General features: G+C 60.3%; 14 protein-coding genes and 1 pseudogene. 7 read left to right on the top strand and 8 right to left on the bottom strand.

The annotated features are described in order from the left end of the window. The first annotated feature begins 17 nt into the window (after positions 1–17). The 4 genes from AC3YMN_RS18265 to hflX all read left to right on the top strand — a co-directional run bounded on the left by AC3YMN_RS18265 (position 18) and on the right by hflX (position 5543). Positions 18–2351, top strand: coding sequence for a sensor histidine kinase NtrY-like (locus tag AC3YMN_RS18265; protein ID WP_489891133.1), 2334 nt, complete (start codon positions 18–20; stop codon positions 2349–2351). Then, on the top strand, positions 2351–3730 hold the full coding sequence (gene ntrX, locus AC3YMN_RS18260; RefSeq protein ID WP_127753137.1) for a nitrogen assimilation response regulator NtrX: 1380 nt from the start codon (positions 2351–2353) through the stop codon (positions 3728–3730). The genes AC3YMN_RS18265 and ntrX overlap by 1 nt, the downstream gene beginning before the upstream one ends. A gap of 181 nt (positions 3731–3911) precedes the next feature. After that, entirely contained in the window at positions 3912–4163 is a 252-nt protein-coding gene (gene hfq, locus AC3YMN_RS18255; protein ID WP_046138466.1) for an RNA chaperone Hfq, read from the top strand. Positions 4164–4166: 3 nt separating this feature from the next. Continuing rightward, the gene (gene hflX / locus AC3YMN_RS18250; protein ID WP_489891132.1) at positions 4167–5543 is read left to right on the top strand and encodes a GTPase HflX; all 1377 of its coding nucleotides are present in this window, start codon (positions 4167–4169) and stop codon (positions 5541–5543) included. Here hflX and mazG read toward each other — a convergent pair. The 6 genes from mazG to AC3YMN_RS18220 all read right to left on the bottom strand — a co-directional run bounded on the left by mazG (position 5540) and on the right by AC3YMN_RS18220 (position 11744). Next, on the bottom strand, positions 5540–6349 hold the full coding sequence (gene mazG / locus AC3YMN_RS18245; RefSeq protein WP_489891131.1) for a nucleoside triphosphate pyrophosphohydrolase: 810 nt from the start codon (positions 6347–6349) through the stop codon (positions 5540–5542). The two genes, hflX and mazG, sit on opposite strands and share 4 nt — an antisense overlap. A 531-nt stretch (positions 6350–6880) precedes the next feature. Further along, positions 6881–7252: a transposase gene (locus AC3YMN_RS18240; protein ID WP_489891130.1), complete on the bottom strand. Its 372-nt coding sequence runs from the start codon at positions 7250–7252 to the stop codon at positions 6881–6883. After that, complete coding sequence (locus AC3YMN_RS18235; RefSeq protein ID WP_489891129.1) at positions 7239–8255, bottom strand: transposase; 1017 nt, start codon at positions 8253–8255, stop codon at positions 7239–7241. The genes AC3YMN_RS18240 and AC3YMN_RS18235 overlap by 14 nt, the downstream gene beginning before the upstream one ends. A gap of 170 nt (positions 8256–8425) precedes the next feature. Then, the gene (locus tag AC3YMN_RS18230; protein ID WP_489891128.1) at positions 8426–9013 is read right to left on the bottom strand and encodes a TetR/AcrR family transcriptional regulator; all 588 of its coding nucleotides are present in this window, start codon (positions 9011–9013) and stop codon (positions 8426–8428) included. A gap of 230 nt (positions 9014–9243) precedes the next feature. Then, on the bottom strand, positions 9244–9798 hold the full coding sequence (locus AC3YMN_RS18225) for a DUF992 domain-containing protein (protein ID WP_489891127.1): 555 nt from the start codon (positions 9796–9798) through the stop codon (positions 9244–9246). 797 nt (positions 9799–10595) lie between these two features. Further along, complete coding sequence (locus AC3YMN_RS18220; protein WP_489891126.1) at positions 10596–11744, bottom strand: glycosyltransferase family 2 protein; 1149 nt, start codon at positions 11742–11744, stop codon at positions 10596–10598. A 296-nt stretch (positions 11745–12040) separates the two neighbouring features. On the opposite strand from AC3YMN_RS18220, the gene AC3YMN_RS18215 reads away from it, so the two are divergent. Together AC3YMN_RS18215 and AC3YMN_RS18210 are read left to right on the top strand one after the other, a co-directional pair. Then, entirely contained in the window at positions 12041–13837 is a 1797-nt protein-coding gene (locus tag AC3YMN_RS18215; protein WP_489891125.1) for an ABC transporter ATP-binding protein, read from the top strand. Further along, the gene (locus tag AC3YMN_RS18210) at positions 13834–16860 is read left to right on the top strand and encodes a trifunctional glycosyltransferase/class I SAM-dependent methyltransferase/polysaccharide deacetylase (RefSeq protein ID WP_489891124.1); all 3027 of its coding nucleotides are present in this window, start codon (positions 13834–13836) and stop codon (positions 16858–16860) included. The genes AC3YMN_RS18215 and AC3YMN_RS18210 overlap by 4 nt, the downstream gene beginning before the upstream one ends. 283 nt (positions 16861–17143) lie before the next feature. Here AC3YMN_RS18210 and AC3YMN_RS18205 read toward each other — a convergent pair whose 3' ends face one another. Both AC3YMN_RS18205 and AC3YMN_RS18200 read right to left on the bottom strand, forming a co-directional pair. Continuing rightward, positions 17144–18571 carry an aspartate ammonia-lyase gene (locus AC3YMN_RS18205; protein WP_489891123.1) on the bottom strand — a complete coding sequence of 476 codons (1428 nt, stop codon included), beginning with the start codon at positions 18569–18571 and terminating at the stop codon, positions 17144–17146. A gap of 416 nt (positions 18572–18987) precedes the next feature. Continuing rightward, a complete protein-coding gene (locus tag AC3YMN_RS18200) occupies positions 18988–19563 on the bottom strand; it encodes a DUF1349 domain-containing protein (RefSeq protein WP_489891122.1) in 576 nt (191 codons plus the stop codon). Positions 19564–19871: 308 nt separating this feature from the next. On the opposite strand from AC3YMN_RS18200, the pseudogene AC3YMN_RS18195 reads away from it, so the two are divergent. Then, positions 19872–20089: pseudogene (locus tag AC3YMN_RS18195) on the top strand (integrase); the annotation flags it as partial.

The following is a 20089-nucleotide window of genomic DNA, read 5'->3' as shown; positions in this document are numbered from 1 at the left end:
CGGGCCCGGACCACGATTTGACCGAAGCGACAAGCAGGATCATCCGATACAAGGCGGGGCGGCCAGCGAAGGCTGCAGCAAAGTCGCGCTCGCTGTTTGCCGCCGCTGGCAATGGACCGCTCCGCGTTCTGGGCTTTGTGGTCGTAGTGGCATCGGTGCTGATGTCCTCGCTGTCCTTCCTGATTCTGTCTGGCATCACGCGGATCGAGCCATCCCCGGAGGTGTGGACCGCAATCTGGATCGTCACTGGCATCCTCGTGCTGCTGGTGATCGCGCTGGTGGTGACCGAGGCGACCTTGCTGGTGCAGGCGCGCCTGCGCCGTCAGGCAGGCGCCGGCATGCAGATCCAGATGGTCGGCATGTTCGCCTTTGTGGCGGCGGTTCCCGCAGTGATCGTTGCCGTCGTGGCTTCGCTGGCGCTCAACCAGGGGCTCGACCAGTGGTTCTCCGAGCGAACCCGAGCCATGGTAGAAAGCTCGCGCCTCGTCGCCCGCTCCTACATGCTCGAGCATGCCCAGGTGCTGCGCGACGACATCATCTGGGTGGCGGCTGAACTTGAGCAGGCCCATGGCACCTTCGAGGAGGACGAAGACCGCTTCCGACGCATCCTGACTGCCTTGGCCATTACCCGCTCGCTCCCTTTCACCTCGCTGATCACCGGCGACGGTGAAACGCTGATGCGTGCCCAGATTGCCGTCCAAGGCGCTTATCCCAAGCTACCCGAGGGAATCACCCAAGGCGTGGGGGAGGGGGCTCCGACTTCAATTGCCCCGGGCAAGACCAATCTGGTCGGCTCCATCGTCAAGCTGCGCGGCTATGACGACACTTTCCTGTTCGTCGCCCGGCCGGTTGACGCCGAGGTGCTCGAATATATGCGGCTCACCGACGAGAACATCACCGAGTACCGGGAATACGCCTCCAACCGGCTGGTGCTGCAGATCACCTTTACCATAATGTATATCGGTCTTGCGGTGGTGCTGCTCCTCGCCGCCCTCTGGACCGGCATTGCGCTCGCCAACCGGTTCGTCGACCCCATCCGCAACCTGATGATCGCCTCCTCCCGCGTCAGCCGCGGCGAGTTGGACGTTCAGGTGCCCGTGCAGGAGGGCAGGGGCGATCTGCGCGATCTCTCCACTGGCTTTAACCGCATGACCCAGCAGCTGCGCTCTCAGCGCGAAGCGCTGCTGACGGCCAACGAGATGAACGAGAAGCGTCGGCAGTTCACCGAAGCGGTGGTGGAGGGCGTCTCCGCCGGCATCATTGGCCTCGACTCATTTGGCGCGGTAACTCTCGTGAATGCCCGCGCCTGCGAGATGCTCGACACCGATGAAATCAGCCTGATGGGCAAGCGCATCGAGGATGTGATGAGCCAGCTCGCACCCATCCTGGAGCGAGCCCGTTCGGCGCGTCGCGGCCAGGTTCGCGATCAAATTCAGCTCGGCAACGAAACGGACCGGCGCACCTATCAGGTCCAGCTCACCCGCGAAGGCTCCATCGCCGAATCCAAGGGCTATGTTCTGACCTTTGACGATATCACCGATCTCGAATCGGCTCAGCGCACCAGCGCCTGGGCCGACGTGGCGCGCCGCGTTGCCCACGAGATCAAGAACCCCCTGACCCCCATCCAACTTTCCGCCGAGCGCCTGCGCCGCCGCTATGGCGCCAAGCTCGAAGATGATCGCGATGTGTTCGACAAGTGCATCAACACCATCGTGCGGCAGGTTGGCGATATCGGTCGGATGGTCGACGAGTTCTCGGCCTTCGCGCGCATGCCAGAAGCGGCGCCCGAACCGGCCGATCTGTCAGATACCGTGCGCCAGGCCGTGTTCCTGGAAAGCGTCCGCTTGCCGGATCTCAACATCATCACGCATCTGCCCGAAAAGGCCATCATTGCCTTCTTTGACAGCCGCCTGATCTCCCAAACGCTCACCAACCTCATCAAGAACGCGGTGGAAGCTTTCGAGTCGGTGCCGACTGGTCCCGATTGGGAGCCCACCATCACGGTCGCGGCGCAACTTGAAGGCAATTTCGCCCGGGTCACCGTTTCAGACAACGGCAAGGGCTGGCCTAAGGACAACCGGCAGCGGCTCCTCGAGCCCTATATGACAACGCGCGAAAAGGGCACGGGGCTGGGCCTCGCCATCGTTGCCAAGATTGTCGAACAGCATGGCGGTATCGTCGAGCTGGTCGACGCCGAACCAGATTCCAGCGGCCGGGTAGGGGCTTGCGTGACCTTCACGCTGCCCCTCCACTCGCCCCACAGCTTTTCGGATAACGCCGGTTCCTCGCGGCAGGAACAATGGCCATCCCAACAGGAGGAACCGCTCATGCAAGCGGCTGTTCACACCTAATGGCACTCGACATTCTGATCATCGACGACGAAGACGACATCCGCGAACTCATTGCGGGCATCCTTGAGGACGAGGGCTTTGAAGCTCGCCAGGCTCATGACGCCGATAGCGGTCTCAACGAGATCGCCCGCCGGCGGCCAAGCCTCGTCTTCCTCGACATCTGGATGCAGGGCTCGCGGCTCGACGGCTTGCAATTGCTCGATGTCTTCCAGTCCCAGCACCCCGAAATGCCGGTGGTAATGATTTCGGGCCACGGCAATGTCGAAACCGCCGTTTCGGCCATCCGCCGCGGCGCCTATGACTATATCGAAAAGCCGTTCAAGATCGACCGGCTGCTCCATATCACCCAGCGAGCGATGGAAGCGACGCGCCTGCGCAACGAGGTTGCCGAGCTCAAGGAGCGATCGGCCACCAAGAGCGAAATGGTGGGCAGCTCCCCCGCGCTCCAGCAGGTGCGCGGCCTGATCGAGAAATCGGCGCCCACCAATTCGCGCATCTTCATTTCCGGCCCTTCAGGCGTTGGCAAGGGGCTCGTCGCGCGCCTGCTCCATCAACGCAGCCCTCGCGCCGATTCGCCGTTTGTGGAGATCAACGCCTCGCTCTACGCCCCGGAAGAAGTGCCGGTGGTGCTGTTTGGGCGCGAAACCCGCGACAAGTCCGGCGTGCTCAAGGTTGAGGTCGGAGCGCTCGAGAAAGCTCATGGCGGCACGCTGTACCTCTCTGAGGTCACCACGTTGCCGCAAGCCACCCAGGCAGCCTTGCTCCGTACGCTGGTCGAGAACCGCTTTAATCGTGTCGGCGGAACCCAGGCGGTGCCGATCGATGTTCGCATCATCGCCTCGAGCTCGCAGAACGTTGCCGCGCAGATCGAGTCGGGAGAATTCCGCAGCGACCTGTTCCATCGGCTTTCCATCGTGCCCCTGCCAATCACGCCCCTTAAGGAGCGGCGCGAAGACGTGCCGCCGCTGGTCAACGTGTTCATTGAGCAGGTCTGCCGCATGCACAATCTTCAGCGCCTGGCCGTCGGCGACGACGCCATGGCGGTGCTCCAGGCACAGGAATGGCCCGGCAATGCCCGCCAGTTGCGCAACTCGATCGAACGGCTCCTGATTCTGATGAAGGACCAGCAGCCCGAAGACGGCACAATCAGCGCAGCCATGCTGCCGTCTGATATCGGCGAGGTGCTGCCAACCGTAGGGGACACCGACTCGTCGGCACATCTGATGAGCCTGCCGCTGCGCGATGCGCGCGAAGTGTTCGAGCGGCAGTATCTGCTGGCGCAAATCGAGCGTTTCGGCGGGAACATCTCCAAGACTGCGGAGTTCGTCGGTATGGAGCGCAGTGCTTTGCATCGCAAGATCAAGTCGCTGGGACTCTAAGACCGAGGAAAACGTAGCCGAGCCATGCAGCCGCCGCGGGTAGGCAGCAAAAAGCAGGCGTGCCATAGTGCCGGACCAAACGACGACCCCATAAACCGGAACAACGCGGTGCTTCCGGGGACCATACAGACGCTCAATCAGAGGCGTCGCGCAACAAGACTGCCGCATAAAAGAGGCCTGAATGCCCAGTGAAAAGCAGCAGAATCTGCAAGATTCCTTTCTCAATCACGTGCGCAAGCAGAAGGTACCGGTGACCATATTCCTGGTGAACGGCGTCAAACTCCAGGGAGTAATCACCTGGTTTGACAATTTCTGCCTGCTGCTGCGGCGCGATGCGCAGTCGCAGCTCGTTTACAAGCACGCGATATCGACGATCATGCCCGGAGCCCCAATCCAGCTTTTCGATCCGGAGCAGAACCAAGACAGCGACTAATCCATGACCGATCACGACGAGCTAGACGACCTGCCGGGCGGACCCCAGGCCTTTATCGACCGGCGCGAGGTACCCACGCGCGCCGGCCTGATTTGCCCCGATGTGCGCGGCAGTTCCTCCGCCCATACCATCGAATCGCGCAAGTCCGAGTTCGAGGGGCTCGCTGGAGCCATTCGGCTCGACATCGTATTCTCAGAGGTGCTCAAGGTTCGCGAGATCAAGCCGGCCACTTTTCTCGGCGGCGGCCACGTGGAAACCCTGGCGCAGCGCGTCAAGAACGAGGATATCGACTTGTTGCTGGTGGATGCGGCGCTGACGCCGATCCAGCAGCGCAATCTCGAAAAAGAAACCGGCGCCAAGGTGCTCGACCGCACCGCGCTGATCCTGGAGATTTTCGGCGAGCGTGCGGCAACCCGCGAAGGCGTGCTGCAGGTGGAGCTGGCCCACCTCAACTACCAGAAGAGCCGTCTGGTGCGCTCCTGGACCCACCTTGAGCGTCAGCGCGGCAGCGGCGGCCTGGGCTTCATGGGCGGCCCGGGCGAAACTCAGATCGAAAGTGATCGGCGGCAGCTGACCGACCGTATTGTGCTGCTCGAGGACAGGCTGGAAAAGGTCAAGAAGACGCGCGCTCAGCAGCGGCGGCAGCGCGACGACACCCCGTTCCCCATTGTCGCGCTGGTGGGCTATACCAATGCCGGTAAGTCGAGCCTGTTCAATGCTCTGACCGGGGCAGGGGTGTTCGCCGAGAACCTCCTGTTTGCTACCCTCGACACCACGGTGCGCAAGCTGCAGCTGCCGCATGGGCGCGAGGTGATGATCAGCGACACTGTCGGCTTCGTTGCCGATCTACCCACCGACCTCGTTGCTGCTTTCCGCGCCACGCTTGAAGAAGTGGTGGATGCCGACGTCATTCTCCACGTGCGCGACATCGCCAATAATGACCATCTGGCGCAGGCGCTCGATGTGCTCAAGGTCCTGGGTGACTTGGGCGTTTCACCCGAAACCACGCCCGTCATCGAAGTGTGGAACAAGATCGATCTGCTGGCACCCGTCGCTGAAGGCGATGATCCGCTGCTCGCCTCGGTCAGCCCGGCCGGCAAGGTCGCGGCAGTGGTACAGGTTTCCGCCAAAACCGGGCAGGGACTCGACGAGCTAAAGCTCGCGGTCGAGACCGCGCTCGCCGACAAGAGCCGCACCTATCATGTGCATGTGCCCCACAGCGCCGGCAGCGATATCGGCTGGCTGCATGCCCATTCCGAGATCATCTCGCGCGACGAACCCAATGAGCAGGGCTCGGGCTATGTGGTGCGCGTCGAACCGCGCCAGAAAGCGGCCTTCCTCGAGCGCTTCAATGGCCGGATCGAAAGCGTCGAAGCCTAGGCTTTGTCCGCGGCACGGATCTCGTTCCAATAGCTGTCAAGGCGCTCAAGCCCAGCGTCCTTGACAGCAACGCCGTCCTCGCGGCACCGCGCCTCCACATAGTGAAAGCGCCGGCTGAACTTGCTGTTGGCGTCCCGCAGCGCCGCTTCTGGATCAACACCGGCTTGGCGGGCCAGATTGGCGGCGGCGAACAGCAGGTCGCCGATTTCCTCCTGCACCGCGGCTTGGTCCTGCATTTCACGCGCGCTGTCGACTTCAGCCAGCTCTTCCAGCAGCTTCTCCTTGACCGCCGCATAGTCGGGCCAGTCAAAGCCAACCTGAGCTGCACGCTTGGTCAGCTTCTCCGCCCGGGCAAGCGCTGGCAGCGTCGAGGGGACATCATCGAGCACGGAAGGCTTCTGCTCGCCCTTGCGAGCCGCCTTGGCGGCGCGTTCCTCGACCTTGATGGCTTCCCAGCGGCTCTGGGCCGCTTCCGCATCATTGGCATCGAGATCCCCGAAGACATGCGGATGCCGGCGGATCAGCTTGCTGGTGATGGCATAGATCACATCGCCGATATCGAAGTGGCCAGCTTCCTTGGCCAGCTGCGCCTGGTAGATCGGCTGCAGCAGCAGATCACCCAGTTCTTCGCGCAGATCAGCAAAGTCCTCGCGCTCAACAGCGTCGGCGACCTCATAGGCCTCCTCGATCGTGTAGTGCCGGATGGTGGCAAAGGTCTGCTCCAGATCCCAGGGGCAACCCGTCACCGGATCGCGCAGCGCCGCCATGATCTCGATCAGCCGTGAAATTTCGCGCGAGGGTTGCATGGAGGAACCTTGATTGGAATCAGCGACGACAGCTTAGCAATGCCCAGGGCTTGCCAGTAGCCCAGCACGGTAACAGCCAATTAGAGCGGGTGAGGCGGGTTCGCCAAGCCATCAGTAGCCACAGTCTCCCGCACATCCGCAATTCGCATAACATATATTATGGAACTAAGACGTGTCTGAAGGACAGCAAGATGCATGCGTTATACGCGGTCAGTGTACTTTACGTCATATGCTGTCCTTTTACATACAAAGCTGTCAGTGACCGTACATATCGCCCGCATCTGGTGCGAGGATTGATATCTCCGGGTAGATCGAAATTCATCCAGCGGCTAATCCATGGTCATCGAGATGATTCATGGATTGAGATATGCTGTTGGCCCGGTGGCGCCATGCTGTTGCGTCAGGAGAAATCAAGGCGAAAAGCCACGCCATCGATCTTCTGGCGTTATGGAGCGACAAGCAAAACGTTGATCCTGCAAGGATTGGCCAAGCGGAATATGACGCGTTCCTGCAATCCCTGCGCGACCAAAACTATGCTCCGAATACAATCCACTCTGTGGATGCGCATTTGCGCATCCTGATGCGTTGGGCGGTCAAGGAAAAGTTGCTCGCCGAGATGCCGGTTGCAAACCGGCCTCCTTTTGCCCTCGAACGTAAAGCGTCCGCGTTATCCATCGCTTCGAACCTGCGCTCCATCGCATCGAGCACCGCCTCATGCTCCCATCGCCGGATGCGCTTCTCCTTGCCGGCCGTGCACAGGGGACGCGAGCGGCATGCGCTACAGGCCTTCTGGTTGAAGTAGACCCTGATGAGCTTGCCGCCCTCCACTCGGGCGAAGCGCTTCTGCAACTGCTGGCCGGCGGGGCACCGATAGGTGTCGGTCTCGGGCTCATGCACGAACATGGCCTTGCCCCAAAAACCTCGCGCCTGAGCCGGTGAGGTATTGGGCTTGGGCACCATCGGGATGATGCCAGCTTCCGGCGCAGGAGCGGATCTGCTCGCCCTCATAGTATCCTCGATCGGCCAGGGCGATCATCCCGGCAGCGCCCGTCTGGGCCTGTGCAGCCTTGGCCATCTCCAGCAGATGCGAGCGGTCATGGCCGCGGTTGGTCACCGCATTGGCGACGACGATATGGTGCTTGGCATCGACCGCCGCCTGGACGTTGTAGACGACGACGCCGCGATGGTCGCTGCCGGTCGCCATGGCGCGGGCATCCGGATCAGAAAGCGATATTTGCTCCTCGGGAGCGGCTTGCAGTTGTCGGCCGATCTCCTCGAGTTCCCCAAGTCGCCCGCGCAACAAGGCCAATCGTTCGGTCAGGTGCTCGATCCGGGGTGTGGCAGGTCCGGTCTCTGCACGGTCGGCTTCCTCTAGCTCGGCGAGATAGCGTGTGATGCTCTCCTCAACATGGGCCTGGCGACGTGGCAGCTTGCCCTCGGTGTAATTCTTTTCGTGCGTGTTCACTGCCCGCAAGCGTGAACCATCGATTGCGACCATACCGCCCCCGACCAGACCAAGAGCGCGGCAGATGGCAACAAAGCGCTGACATGCGATCTGGATCGCGCTGGCATTGTCGCGGCGGAAATCGGCAATGGTCTTGAAGTCCGGCACCAGCTTGCCGGTTAGCCACATCAGCTCGATATTGCGGCCAGCCTCGCGCTCGAGTTTCCGGCTCGAGGTCAACTGATGCAGATAGACATAGAGCTTGAGCATTGTGCCGGGGGCGTAGCCGGGTCTGCCAGTCGCTGCCGGCTGCACGCGGGCAAAGCCGAGTTCGGCAAGATCGAGTTCATCGACAAAGGCATCGATGATGCGGACCGGGTTGTCAGGGTCAACATAGTCTTCAAGACAGGCTGGCAAAAAGCTCGCCTGGTCACGGTCAACAGCTTCAACGAAACGTCCCATATGGCACCCCCGAAGCAGTGCCAGATCATAGCATAATCAGGGGTTTTCACACAGCCTCGGGTCGGCTGCAGACCGACCGCCACGGGTGGATTCCTGTCCGGTAGCTTCTGCGGACCAGAATGACCAAAGCGAACATGGTAGGTGGTCGCGGAGAGTCTCACGCGCCCGCCTCAAGTGGATGAGTTCTGCCTCAGCCCGGCTATAATCACGCCAATCAGCCTCCTAGCGTTGTTCTTCCAGTCAGGGTGCGAGTTGATCGTCGCGACGCCAGTTACAGCCCGCACGAGGTCCAACGGGTCAACATCGCCCCTTATCTGCCCTTCGGCGACAGCGCGATCGAAGAGCATCGTGAGGGCCGCGCCGACATCGGCGCAGGAAGAGTTTGTGCTGTCCAGTGATGTGGAGAGCAGCGCATTAGTGGCTTCCGCAACGATCTGTTTGGTCGCAATACACCCGATAAAGGCATTCATCCACGCTGAAAGCGCCTCTAGCGGCGCGCGTGTGGCAGCCAGATGGGTAGCGGCGTTGATAAGTTCGCGCGCGTCCTCCTGACACACTGCCGCCACTAGGGCGGCTCTGGTCGGGAAGTGCCGATAGAGCGTCCCGTTCCCCACCCCGGCCGCTTGGGCGATCTCGTTCAGACTGACGGCGGCACCCTTTTCGTTCAGCACACGCTTAGCAGCTTCAAGCAGGAGAGCTCGATTGCGCTGACCATCTGCGCGCGATTTCCGTCGAAGGGTTTCGATGATTTCGGCCATGGATCGGGATAAGTCCTTGATGAGCCGAGTGACACTCCTTATACAAAGCGGAGTTCAACTCCGGCTCCTCTTAGTAGCGATCCGGTGGGGGTGCGGGACGGTTGTCAACTCGGTACAGCAGTGGGGCGCCTGAAAAAGTCTGGCGAGCCATTTGGCTCGCCCGCATTTTGATGGCCCCACGATTGCGGTGCGGAACCAGAATGCCCGCCCTTTGGCGCCGTCGGGTACAGTTATACGGGGGTCAACTGAAGGTCGGTGATGCCAACGGCGATATCGAGGCCGACTTCTTCCTGGACGCTGACCGGCTGCAGCACGATGGAGCCGTTGGTGCCACCGAGCAGGACATTGACGCCCACACCGATGCCGAGAGACGCATCGGCTGACACACCGACGTAGTTACCGCCCAGCGCCGAAGGATCCCAGTCGGACTCGTCGGCGAGAACAAGCCACTGGATCTGGGTCCCGCCCGTTACGCCAACGTCCAGTCCGAACTTACGGACCTCGCCAACGTATTCCTGGGGTTCACCGCCGTCGGACGGCTGGAATACGCAGTCCAGCGCTTGCTCCGTCATTACGATGATGCCGCCGCTCTCTCCGGCCGTGCAGGCCAGAGAGCCGACCTCCAGCCTGGCGGCGAAAGCGGCCCCTGACGTTCCAAAAATCATGGGGAGGGTAAGCGCTGCAAGAAGTCCCGACTTTACTACCCGTTGCTGGATCGCATGGCGGAAAGCGTCTGCCTGGATGCCGTCAGTGTACCGGGGTTGGATCTCAAAGTTTTGGCGCATCGTGATCTCCTTGGAAGCCCCGCACCTCGGAGCCTGAGATCATTCTAATTTCCTCACCCACTGCGGCGCTGACCAAAGTCAAGATCGTGACGATTTCACCGGTGCCGGGGTGGCGGGGGCAGTCCTCGAAGTTGACGGGATCGTGTCCCTCGGCGTGGTGTAACTGAGGCAGGGCCTCCACGCACGTCCGGCTCGGCCGGGTTGGTCAGCGTGCGGGGACTGCCGGCTCACCATTGCCCAGGCGTTGCTCAAGGCTGACATTTAGTAGGGTCAGGTCAGTCCTTCGCACTAAATACCTTCACGGAGGGCCAATACAAGCCCGAGTGATGCGGGGCCGTATGCCCTGCGAAGCAGAATTTCGCCTTGAAATTGACCACACCTTCCAGGCCGCCCCCCGGGCATGGGAAGCGGGGCTCTCCGGTATTTCCCTGGCTTCAGTCCACCCTTGGGGGAGGTGCGGAGTGGCCTTGCTGGCTAAGACGCAAATGAGGGCGCCGCTCAGATAGTCCACACGCCGTACTTACTCTCGAGCGCCAGGCGGACCTAACCGGTGCGAGATCAGAGCGCCAACTGGTCGCGTAGTGCCGCTGAGAGGTTTGACGGCAGCTTCCAAGAGGAGCGACGTTCTTCGCGAACGTCCGCAATGGGGGTCGGCAGCGGCCCGACTTCCGCCGTTACAAGGCCGGCGCGATTGGGGCGGCGGTCGGCGCTTTTATATTTGTGGACGGCTCTGCGGCACCGCCGTGCCATGCGATCACTCGGCCGCCGGGACGCCATCGATGGATGTTTGCTCATAATCATGAAAGCTTTGATATTCGAGCGTTGTCGATCCGGTCCAGTGCGGCCAGACGTTTCTTGCGGCCTTTGTCGATCAGCGCGAGAGCAGCTAGCCGAAGCCCTGTTCTATCCCTGACAGCAACCTCATCAATCCGTTCGGAAGGATCGAGCTCGAAAAACCGCGGCTTAGGGGCTTCAGCCGAAGAAACAGCCGACATATCAGATCCGGCCCTGCTATCAAGCAGCACATGCAGGTAGCGCTTTGCCAAATGCGCGAACAAGATTGAGCCCTCCACCGGACTGTATCTGAAGACCTGCAAGGCAGCCTGAGTTGCTTCCAAATCGCGGCCTTTGTTGAACAGGATGTTGGCCGCCACCATGTGGGTCGAGAAGCGGCAACTCTTACGCACGATGTCAGGCAAGTCGGGATTTGCCGCAAGACGCCGCTCCACTGTTGCGACGATTGAGCGAGCCATCCTTCTGCTATCGCTGGACATATTGCCCGGGTAGGAGCGGTAACCAACGAGATACGAGGGAACTCCGACGATCCGAAATCGCTCGGCGAGTTTCAGCTCGATGTCCAGGTCTTCGCAGCCTCCTATTCCGGCATCCGCGTAGGACGGATCAAAGCCACCAACACTGAGAACTGCCGAACGGCGTGCCATGAGGCTGCTGCCATTCCCGACGAACTTGCCCACTAGGTGGCGAGCCAGTATTGACCCGCTGCAAATGTCGGCCTGAGAGCTGCCAAGCACTCTGTCGTCCCAGTCTATCCTGCGGTGCAGGACGTAGCTGGCACCATAAATTCGGCCGTCCCCATCAGTCATGGCGCGAACCTGCTCAGCCAGCTTTGCGGGATGCCATAGGTCGTCAGCATCAAGGAAAGCAACAAAAGCTCCCCGGGCGGCAGCAACACCAAGATTGCGGGCCCGGGCAACGCCGCCATTGCTGATCGTGATGATCCGCAGGCGATCGTCCCGGCGGGTGAATATCTCGGCTATGCTGAGGGTGTCGTCTGTTGAACCGTCGTTCACGACGATAATCTCGAGATGTTGGTAGGTCTGCTGTGCTGCAGAGTGAAGCGTACGCTCGATATACTCAGCCGCGTTAAATGCGGGGACCACAACGGAAACCAGCGGATCTGGCCGGGATGGTGAAAGATCGTCCATGGGCCCCTGTCTCGTCGAAGATTTCACGCGGCTCGGAGGTAAACCCTCGCTAAATCAATTTCCATACAGACGCCTACCGCAGAGCTCATGATAGGTTTTCCCTGGTAAGCATCAATTAACCAAAAGATTGGGGCTATGGGAGTCGGCGAAAAGGGTTCTGCCCTGCACGGCGCGGGCGCTCCAAAACCGCAACAGGCACCCTCGGCACCGTGCCGGTGGGTCGGAGCGTCGGATCCGCGGCACTGTCCGGAAGCCGCCTTTCCACGCGCCAATCGCCTCTCCGCGCGGCAAGCTCGATGAAAGATGACGTCGCAATCTTGCGAGCGCTCTGGCCGTTACTGGCCACTCAACGGTACGCCCTTGCCATAATCATTGGTCTTGGACTGGCGTCATCGCTTCTTGAGGGCGTGGGGATCTATCTATTTCTGCCGATCCTGGAGCTTCTGAGCTCGGAGCAGACATTGCCGGCCGGGTTATCCTTTCTGCACCCCGCCTTGAACCAGATTCCGGCGAATTGGCAAGTTTCGGTACTCGTCCTGCTGGTTGTAATCAGTATTGGCGCCAAAAATGCGCTTTCCTACTGGAACGGGGCCTACATCGCCCGGGTGGATGCCGACAACAGTCACCGCCTGCGCTGTGAGCTGTTCATGGCAATGTTGCTGGCCGCACCGGCCTATCTGGAAACACAGCAGTCCGGACGGCTCGCCAATGCGCTGCTTTCGGAAAGCTGGCGCCTGTCGCGCGCTCTTGGCGCCTTTTACCGGATGATCGTCGACGCGTGTGCAATCCTCATTTTCGTCGCTGTGCTCCTAACCCTGTCATGGCGCACAACGCTCTATGTCGCTCCTTTTATCGGCTTGATCGTGTGTGTGATGCATTTGGTGACCCGCCGCGCCAGGGCGATCGGCGAAGGCGCGGTGGCAACAAACACGGCCTACACCGATCGAGCCTGGGAATCCCTCGGCGGCCTACGAACAATTCAGATCTTTGGTCGTGAAGCATACGAGGACGAGCGTCACGCTGAGACCTCTTCGGGGGTGCGGCACTACTTTCTCCGGGCGCGGCTGCTTGCCAACGCCGTGCCTTTGCTGTTCGAGACCCTGGTTGCCACCGCGTTCGGGGTCTGGATCGTCGGGCTTTCGTGGCTTGGCACCGGATTCCCCACCATGGCGGTATTCCTGCTGGTGCTTTATCGAATGCAACCGCGGGTTCAGTCCATTGTCGCAGCTCGGGCGGAAATACTCGAATTCGGCAGCGCAGCTCTTGAACTGGACGACGTTAGGAGCGAGTGCGTGGCGTCAAGACTGCCCGAGGGGGCGCATAGATTTAACTCTCTTGAGCATTCCATAGTCTTTCGCGACGTGAGTGCGGGATATGCGGGCAGGAACTCGCCGGCTGTAGCCGACATCGACTTTACTCTTTTGAAGAACACGACAACCGCCCTGGTCGGTCCTTCGGGGTCCGGCAAGAGCACTCTCGTCAACCTCCTCCTGCGAAGCATGCTGCCCGACAAAGGCGATGTTCTGATTGATGGCGTGCCGATGCGCCACATCAGGGCGCGGGATTGGCATGCCCGCATCGCGGCCGTAACGCAGGACATCTTCCTGTTCGAAGGCAGTATTGCGGACAACATCCGCTACGGAAAACTGGATGCGAGCTTGGACGAAATTGTCGAGGCAGCGCGGCTTGCCCATGCCGATGAATTCATTGCCAACCTGCCAAAAGGCTACGCCACCGAAATCGGGGAGCGCGGCATGCGCCTTTCTGGGGGGCAACGCCAGCGTATCGCCCTGGCCCGCGCGCTGGTTCGACAGCCCGAGATCCTGGTGATCGACGAGGGGACAAACGCGCTCGACAGCCATTCGGAAAGGCTCATCCAGCATGCTCTGGGCGAGCTGTCGAGGACGACGACGATCGTCGCTGTGGCCCATCGGCTATCCACGGTGCGCAATGCCGATCAGATTCTCCTCGTTGACAAGAGCCGCATCATCGAGCGGGGCACCTACAACGAACTGATTGCCTGCGGCGGCATGTTCACCGAAATGGTGCAGCTGCAGGCCCTCAACCCTGCCGACGGAAGGGTAAGGCTTTGAGCGGCGCCCTGACTTTTGTTATTCCGGCATACAATGCTGCCGGGACCATCAGGGATACACTTAAAAGCCTGGTGAGCCAGGGCCGGTCCGACTGGAACGCCTTGGTGGTCGATGATGGCTCCACTGACGCAACATTGGCCATTGTGTCCGAACTTGCGGCTTCGGAAACCAGGATCAAGATCATCCGGAGTCAGCATCTTGGTGTGTGTGGCGCACGCAATGCCGGCCTTTCCGCCACTTGGACCGAATGGGTCTGCTTTCTTGATGCCGATGATCGCGTCCTTCCTCATTACGTCGAACGGATGATGGCTGCAGCCCGGGACGGGGCCGATCTCGTTTATTGCGGCTATGACCGCGTCACCCAGGCGGGCGAACTCCTGCTGCGCAACCTCGATGCCTCGTTCGAGAGGCTGGGGTTTTCTTGCGTCGCGCGATACTGCCCGGTTTCTATCCACTGCGTTGCCGCCCGCACCCGAGTGCTTTCCGATCTGGGCGGTTTCGATCCAGCACTCGAAGTCTGCGAGGACTGGGATCTGTGGCAGCGGGCCGCCCGAACTGGAATTCGCATCCGGATGGTCCCGGAGGCCCTGGCGATCTATGTCGCCAGTGACCACTCCCTGTCGTTTGACAATGCGCGCATGCTCCGCGACGGCCTCAAGGTACTTCGGCAGGGCCACGCCGCCGACCCGCGCGTGCGTCGGCCTGCTACAGAGTTCGCCATCGGGCTGGCGCCGGATGGTCTGCCGGCGCAGGCCTTTTACTTCGCATGTTGGTGCGCGGCGGCGGAAGTGGGCGCCGGTAGAGATGGAACAGCTTTGCTGGCGGAAGTGGCTAGCCAATCCGTGGTCAATCCGGGAATCAACGCTTTGGGGGAGATCATCGCCAATGGAATAATCGTGGGGTCACGCCAGCCCTCCGCCATGCTCGCTGCTCATTGGGGAACGATAAAGCCGCAGCTGCTTGCCATGGTAGAGCGGCTGTGGCCAAAGCTGAATTGCGCGGGTTTCGACACGGCAATTCTGTATGCAGTTGAATGCTGCATACTCGGGTTGCGTGGCACCAAAGAGCCGCGACACCTTGACCTGACTTGCCGCCTGGCAATGGATTTGAGCGCGCTCAGAACAATCCAAATTCCAAGCGATAGGGACCTGGTGATCGTCGACCTCATGGCAAACTCGCGCCACGTCGGCACCGTGAAGGTTGGTAGTTTCGGCGGGATCACGGACAAAGTTGTCGCCGAAAGCGCGATTGAAAAGCTTGGCGTTCGGCACTTCATCCAGCACAGCCATGTCTGGGACCAACCGAAATTCTGGCTGGGATTCGCAGGTGGATTGCTACGCGAAGCGGCATCGGCCGGCAGCTATGCTTGGCGCACGCGATCCACACGACACCTCGGATTGCGAGCGAGAGGAGGTGCCGTCCTCAGAAGAGCGGCTTTGGACCTGTACCTGGGCTGCTCACGACCCGTGACACGATCTGTAATTATGAAAGAGGGGGGGAGCGCAAGCGGAATGGCGCTCGCCCCTCCATCAACGACTGCCGGGGCACCTTTGCGCAAGCCGCCAGCTTCTGCAGTTGATGTCTGGGAGGACGTGTTTTCCTCCCCCGATCCATGGCAATACGCTTCCGACTATGAGCAGCAAAAGTATCAGTATTCACTTGATCTGCTGCCCAAAGGAACAATCCAGCATGCCCTCGAACTGGCCTGTGCTGAGGGTCACTTCACAGTCCAACTTGCCTCGAGGGTGACATCTCTAATAGCCGCCGACATCTCGCCCACGGCGATCACGAGGGCCAGGCAACGCTGCGAAGGCCTTGAGAATGTCGAGTTCAGAACCCTTGACCTCATCATTGATCCTCTGCCCCATTCCCAGGACGTTATCTTCTGCTCGGAGGTCTTGTACTATCTAGACGGTGTCGCCGGGATCGCTGCAGTAGCGGGCAAGCTCCGCGATGCCCTGGCACCGGGCGGGCAGCTGATAATGGCCAACCACTTCCTGCTCAAAGACGACATGACAGCAACCGGCTTCGATTGGGACCAAAATTTTGGTGCCAAGGTGCTGCACCAGCAATTCTTGGCCACCCCAGGACTGCAACTGGCGCGCTCCCTGGTAACCGAACTCTATCGCGTCGATGTTTTCCAGCGCTGCGGGGCCGGCAGTGTTCACCTTGAACCCCAGTTGCGTCGAGCGGACCTTGGCTGCACTCTCGAGACGTCACTGAAACGGAACATTGTTTGGGGCGGCGCCATCCTAAGACGGCGTGAAGTTGAGCACCACCGCACCTGGACTCTGCCGATCCTTGCTTACCACCGGATCGCCACGGAAGGACCGGAAGAACTCAGGCAATGGCGGGTGGGACCTGGTGAGTTCGAAAAGCAGATGAGGCTCCTGCGCACGAATGGCTATCATGCGATTTCGTCCGAGCATCTAATTGGCTTGCGCCGCTCAGGCAGGTCGCTCAACGGACGGCCAGTCCTTATTACCTTCGATGACGCCTATCTCGACACAGCCACGACCGCTTGGCCGATTCTGCAAGGCAACGACTTTACTGCCGAGGTCTTCGTGCCCACAGATCTTGTCGGAAAGGAAGCGGCGTGGGATGCCCGCTTCGGCCCTGGCGCCGCGCTGATGGATTGGGACACCATCACTCGCCTCCACAACGAGGGAATGCGTTTTGGCAGCCATCTCGCGAGCCATACCTCAGCCGTCCATCTCTCCAGCAAGAACCTGTTGTACGAGGCGGTCAAATCGCGAGAAGTTCTGATGGATCGCCTGCAGGTCGAGATCAACTCTATCGCCGCACCCTATGGTGCGATCGACGACAGGTTCATACAAATATGCAAGATGGCAGGTTATCAGCTTGGATATTCCTGCGAGAATACCACTGCCAGAATCTCAAGGCCCAACTTTATTTTACCCCGCATCGAGGTCGATGGATCTTGGGACCTGGAACAATTTGCTTCGGTTCTATCACTGGAACCCAACAGGTCGGATGCGAGTGCAACGGTAATATGCCTCTGAGCTAAGCGTTGGCCTCGGCTTCCTACAATCATCAAGAAGGAGTCCGCTCTTGAAGTTGATGCGTTCAGGCTAGCGGCCGCTCTGGTGCAAACGCATCTCGCTTTACACGTCCATGGTGACTACCCCCGTAACTCAGAAAGAGCAGTCAGTCGGCTTTCCGAGCCATACCGGCAGTTGGAGCGCCAGGCATCAAACTGACCGCTATAGGTACTCGACTTGCTCAAAGCCGTCATTCTGCTAACGGCCCCAAGTGCACTCGAAACGGGGCTGCCTGACAGATCGTCTAGCTTTTCTCCTCCTTTCGCTTGTTGTCAGCTCTAGCCGCGGACTCTGTGAGAGGTTCGAGCCGCATTAGGGCGGCGAACTCCTCGTGAGTTAGAAAACCTAGCGCGACCGCCGTCGCCTCGACTGAGTGTCCGCTCCCCTGGGCCGCCTTCGCAACGGCGACCGCGTTCTCGTAGCCGATACGAGGCACTAAAGCTGTTACCGCAACGAGGCTGTTGCTCAAAAGGCTCGCAATTCGCGTCTCGTCGGCAACGATCCCTGTCACGCATCGCTCTGTCAGCACCGTCATGGCGGCTTCCAGCATACGGATCGACTGGAGGATGTTGAAGATAACAACCGGCTCCATCACGTTGAGCTGAAGCTGCCCTGCTTCAGCGGCGAGGGTCACCGTGAGGTCGTTTCCGATCACCTGGTAGGCTGTCTGGTTAACGACCTCGGGGATCACCGGATTGACTTTGCCCGGCATGATGGATGATCCGGCCTGCACTGCCGGCAGGATGATCTCGCCGATCCCAGCCCGCGGTCCGCTGCCGAGCAGCCGCAGGTCGTTGCAGATCTTCGAGAGCTTGACCGCAATGCGCTTCAGCACCCCCGAGAAGGTCACGAAAGCACCGAGGTCCGAAGAGGCCTCTACCAAGTCGGTTGCCGGGATCAGCGGCATGCCAAATATGTCGGATAGTTGAGACACTGCGGCCTCCCGGTAGCCCGCCGGAGCATTGATGCCAGTTCCCACTGCAGTGCCGCCAAGATTTGTTTCGCGCAGTAGGTCTGAAACCTGACCCAGGCGCTCGATATCCTCATTGATTGTCGCCGCGAAGGCGGAGAACTCCATACCCAAGGTCATGGGAACCGCATCCATCAGCTGGGTGCGGCCAACCTTCACTATCCCGGCAAAGGCACGGCCCCGCTCGGCGAAAGCCTCGCTGAGGTGGCGCTGCACGCCCATCAGCGGTCGGGAGGCGAGCAGAATGGCAAGCCGTGCGGCGGTCGGGTAAACGTCGTTGGTCGACTGCGAACAGTTGACGTGGTCATTGGGATGCAGATGCCGATAGTCACCACGCGCGCGGCCAAGCCGGTCAAGCCCAAGATTGGCGATCACCTCATTGGCATTCATGTTGGTCGACGTGCCGGCCCCGCCCTGGATCATGTCGACGACGAAGTGCTCGTGGTGCTTCCCGTCGATGATCTCGTCGCAGACAGCGGCGATGATTTCGGCGAGCTCGGGTGCCAGCGCTCCCACCTGGGCGTTTGCCAGCGCCGCCGCCTTCTTCACCATGGCCAGTGCGCGCGGTAGCTCAGGGAAGTGCGACAGCCTCACGCCCGTGATGGGAAAGTTGGTCAGCGCCCGCGCCGTGTGGATACCATAAAGGGAATCGGCTGGAAGGGGCAGTTCCCCGATCGAATCGTGCTCGACGCGCTTGCTCATACATTTTCCTGTAGGCTTGGCCGCCGCCTGCCGCTCTCCCCGACACTTGGCTCTCCGGCTGTTTTGTTCCGAGACGGTGACACTGCGCATGCAGATCAGCTCCCAGCCACGTCAGCTGTATAAATGAGGATAGCAGGAACAGTAAGCAACAGCAGCGGGGCACGTCGCCATGCGAACGGCGGGTTTGATCGGTCACGTAAGCTGCCGGTCACTTGTCGGCCCCCATACCGGCCCGCGGCATCAACGCAGTCGGAACGGCGGCTTACCGGCTGATGCCGCTAAACTCGACCACCGCTCCCGGGCCCCTACCCTGCTCTTCAGCTTTCTTTGCCGCTCGTAAGAAATGGGGTGGTTTGCGGACCGGCGGCTTTTGGACACAGAACCAATAGGCGGACGCAGATCAGGGAAATAGTGCGCTACGTCAGATCGTGAAGCGCTTTGCCATTGGGCGGGCCGATCTCGAAGTTCGAGAACGTCGCTTCCAGTCCACTGCGCTCTGGCGTGCACAGCATCGGGCCCACCGAATAAGTGGGCGCCTCGGGAAAAGGACATAGTCGCAATAACGGCCAGCGGAGGCCGTCTGCGGATGATTGCAAACGCAGAACGCCGGCTTGCACAGTGACGCGCAAATAGAAATCTAAAGGGTCGGCTGCATAATGCGAGGTGGACCAGTCGGACCGGTCGACCGTCATCACACTGCCGATGCATGCAGCGCCATCAGACATTTCGACACCTGCTTTTATCCAGTTGTTCTCGTCAATACGAACCATCATCCCCGCTTGATCGTAGAGCTCTTCGTAGCGCCCTTGGACTCGCAACGATGCGGTGAAGTCACCCTGCCAGGGTTGGCCGAAGAAATGGCCGCTATCTCGAGTAAAGCCGTAGTAGGTGTCGCGCCAGAAGTCCGTTTTTCCATCGGAGCGAACAGTCAGTGCGTGTTCGTTTAGCGACCACTGTCGCGGCTCATTATGCCATATGCAGGATTCAAACACGACTGCTCCTTATTGTTAGAAACGATCTCAAGAACCCAGCCTGCTTCGGTGACGGGGCCGGCATCGCCCTAAGGAAGGATCCCAGCTGAGCGACTTCAACGGGCAATGGACGCCATTGCCCATGCCGGCACAGACAACATGATCAACGCAACATATTTCCCATTTGCTGTCGTTAACTGAACGCGGGAGGCGGCTTTCGTGGATGCACATTATAGCCTCCGGATGACCGGAAGAGGGTCGGCACTTGCCGCTGGTGACATCGCCACAACCGTTTCTCTCACGGCCGGTTCGGCCGAAGGAGAAATGTAATGGGTGTCTCACAATATGATCCTGCTGCTGCAGGTAGGCCCGCCTGGAATGCGGGCAGGCAAGTTGGCGCCAAGCGCGCCTTGAAGGTCAGGCAGATTTGGTCAAACCGGTTCTTTCTTGACCGAGAAGGTCGGATGAGGGACCGGGCACTGTTTGACCTCGCGATCGACAGCAAGCTTCGAGGCTGCGACCTGGTGAAGATCAAGATCGGCACCCT

It is taken from the genome of Devosia sp. Z11_6, assembly GCF_058133665.1.
The sequence above is the reverse complement of the archived record's forward strand: the minus strand, read 5'-3'. Positions and strand labels throughout refer to the sequence as shown.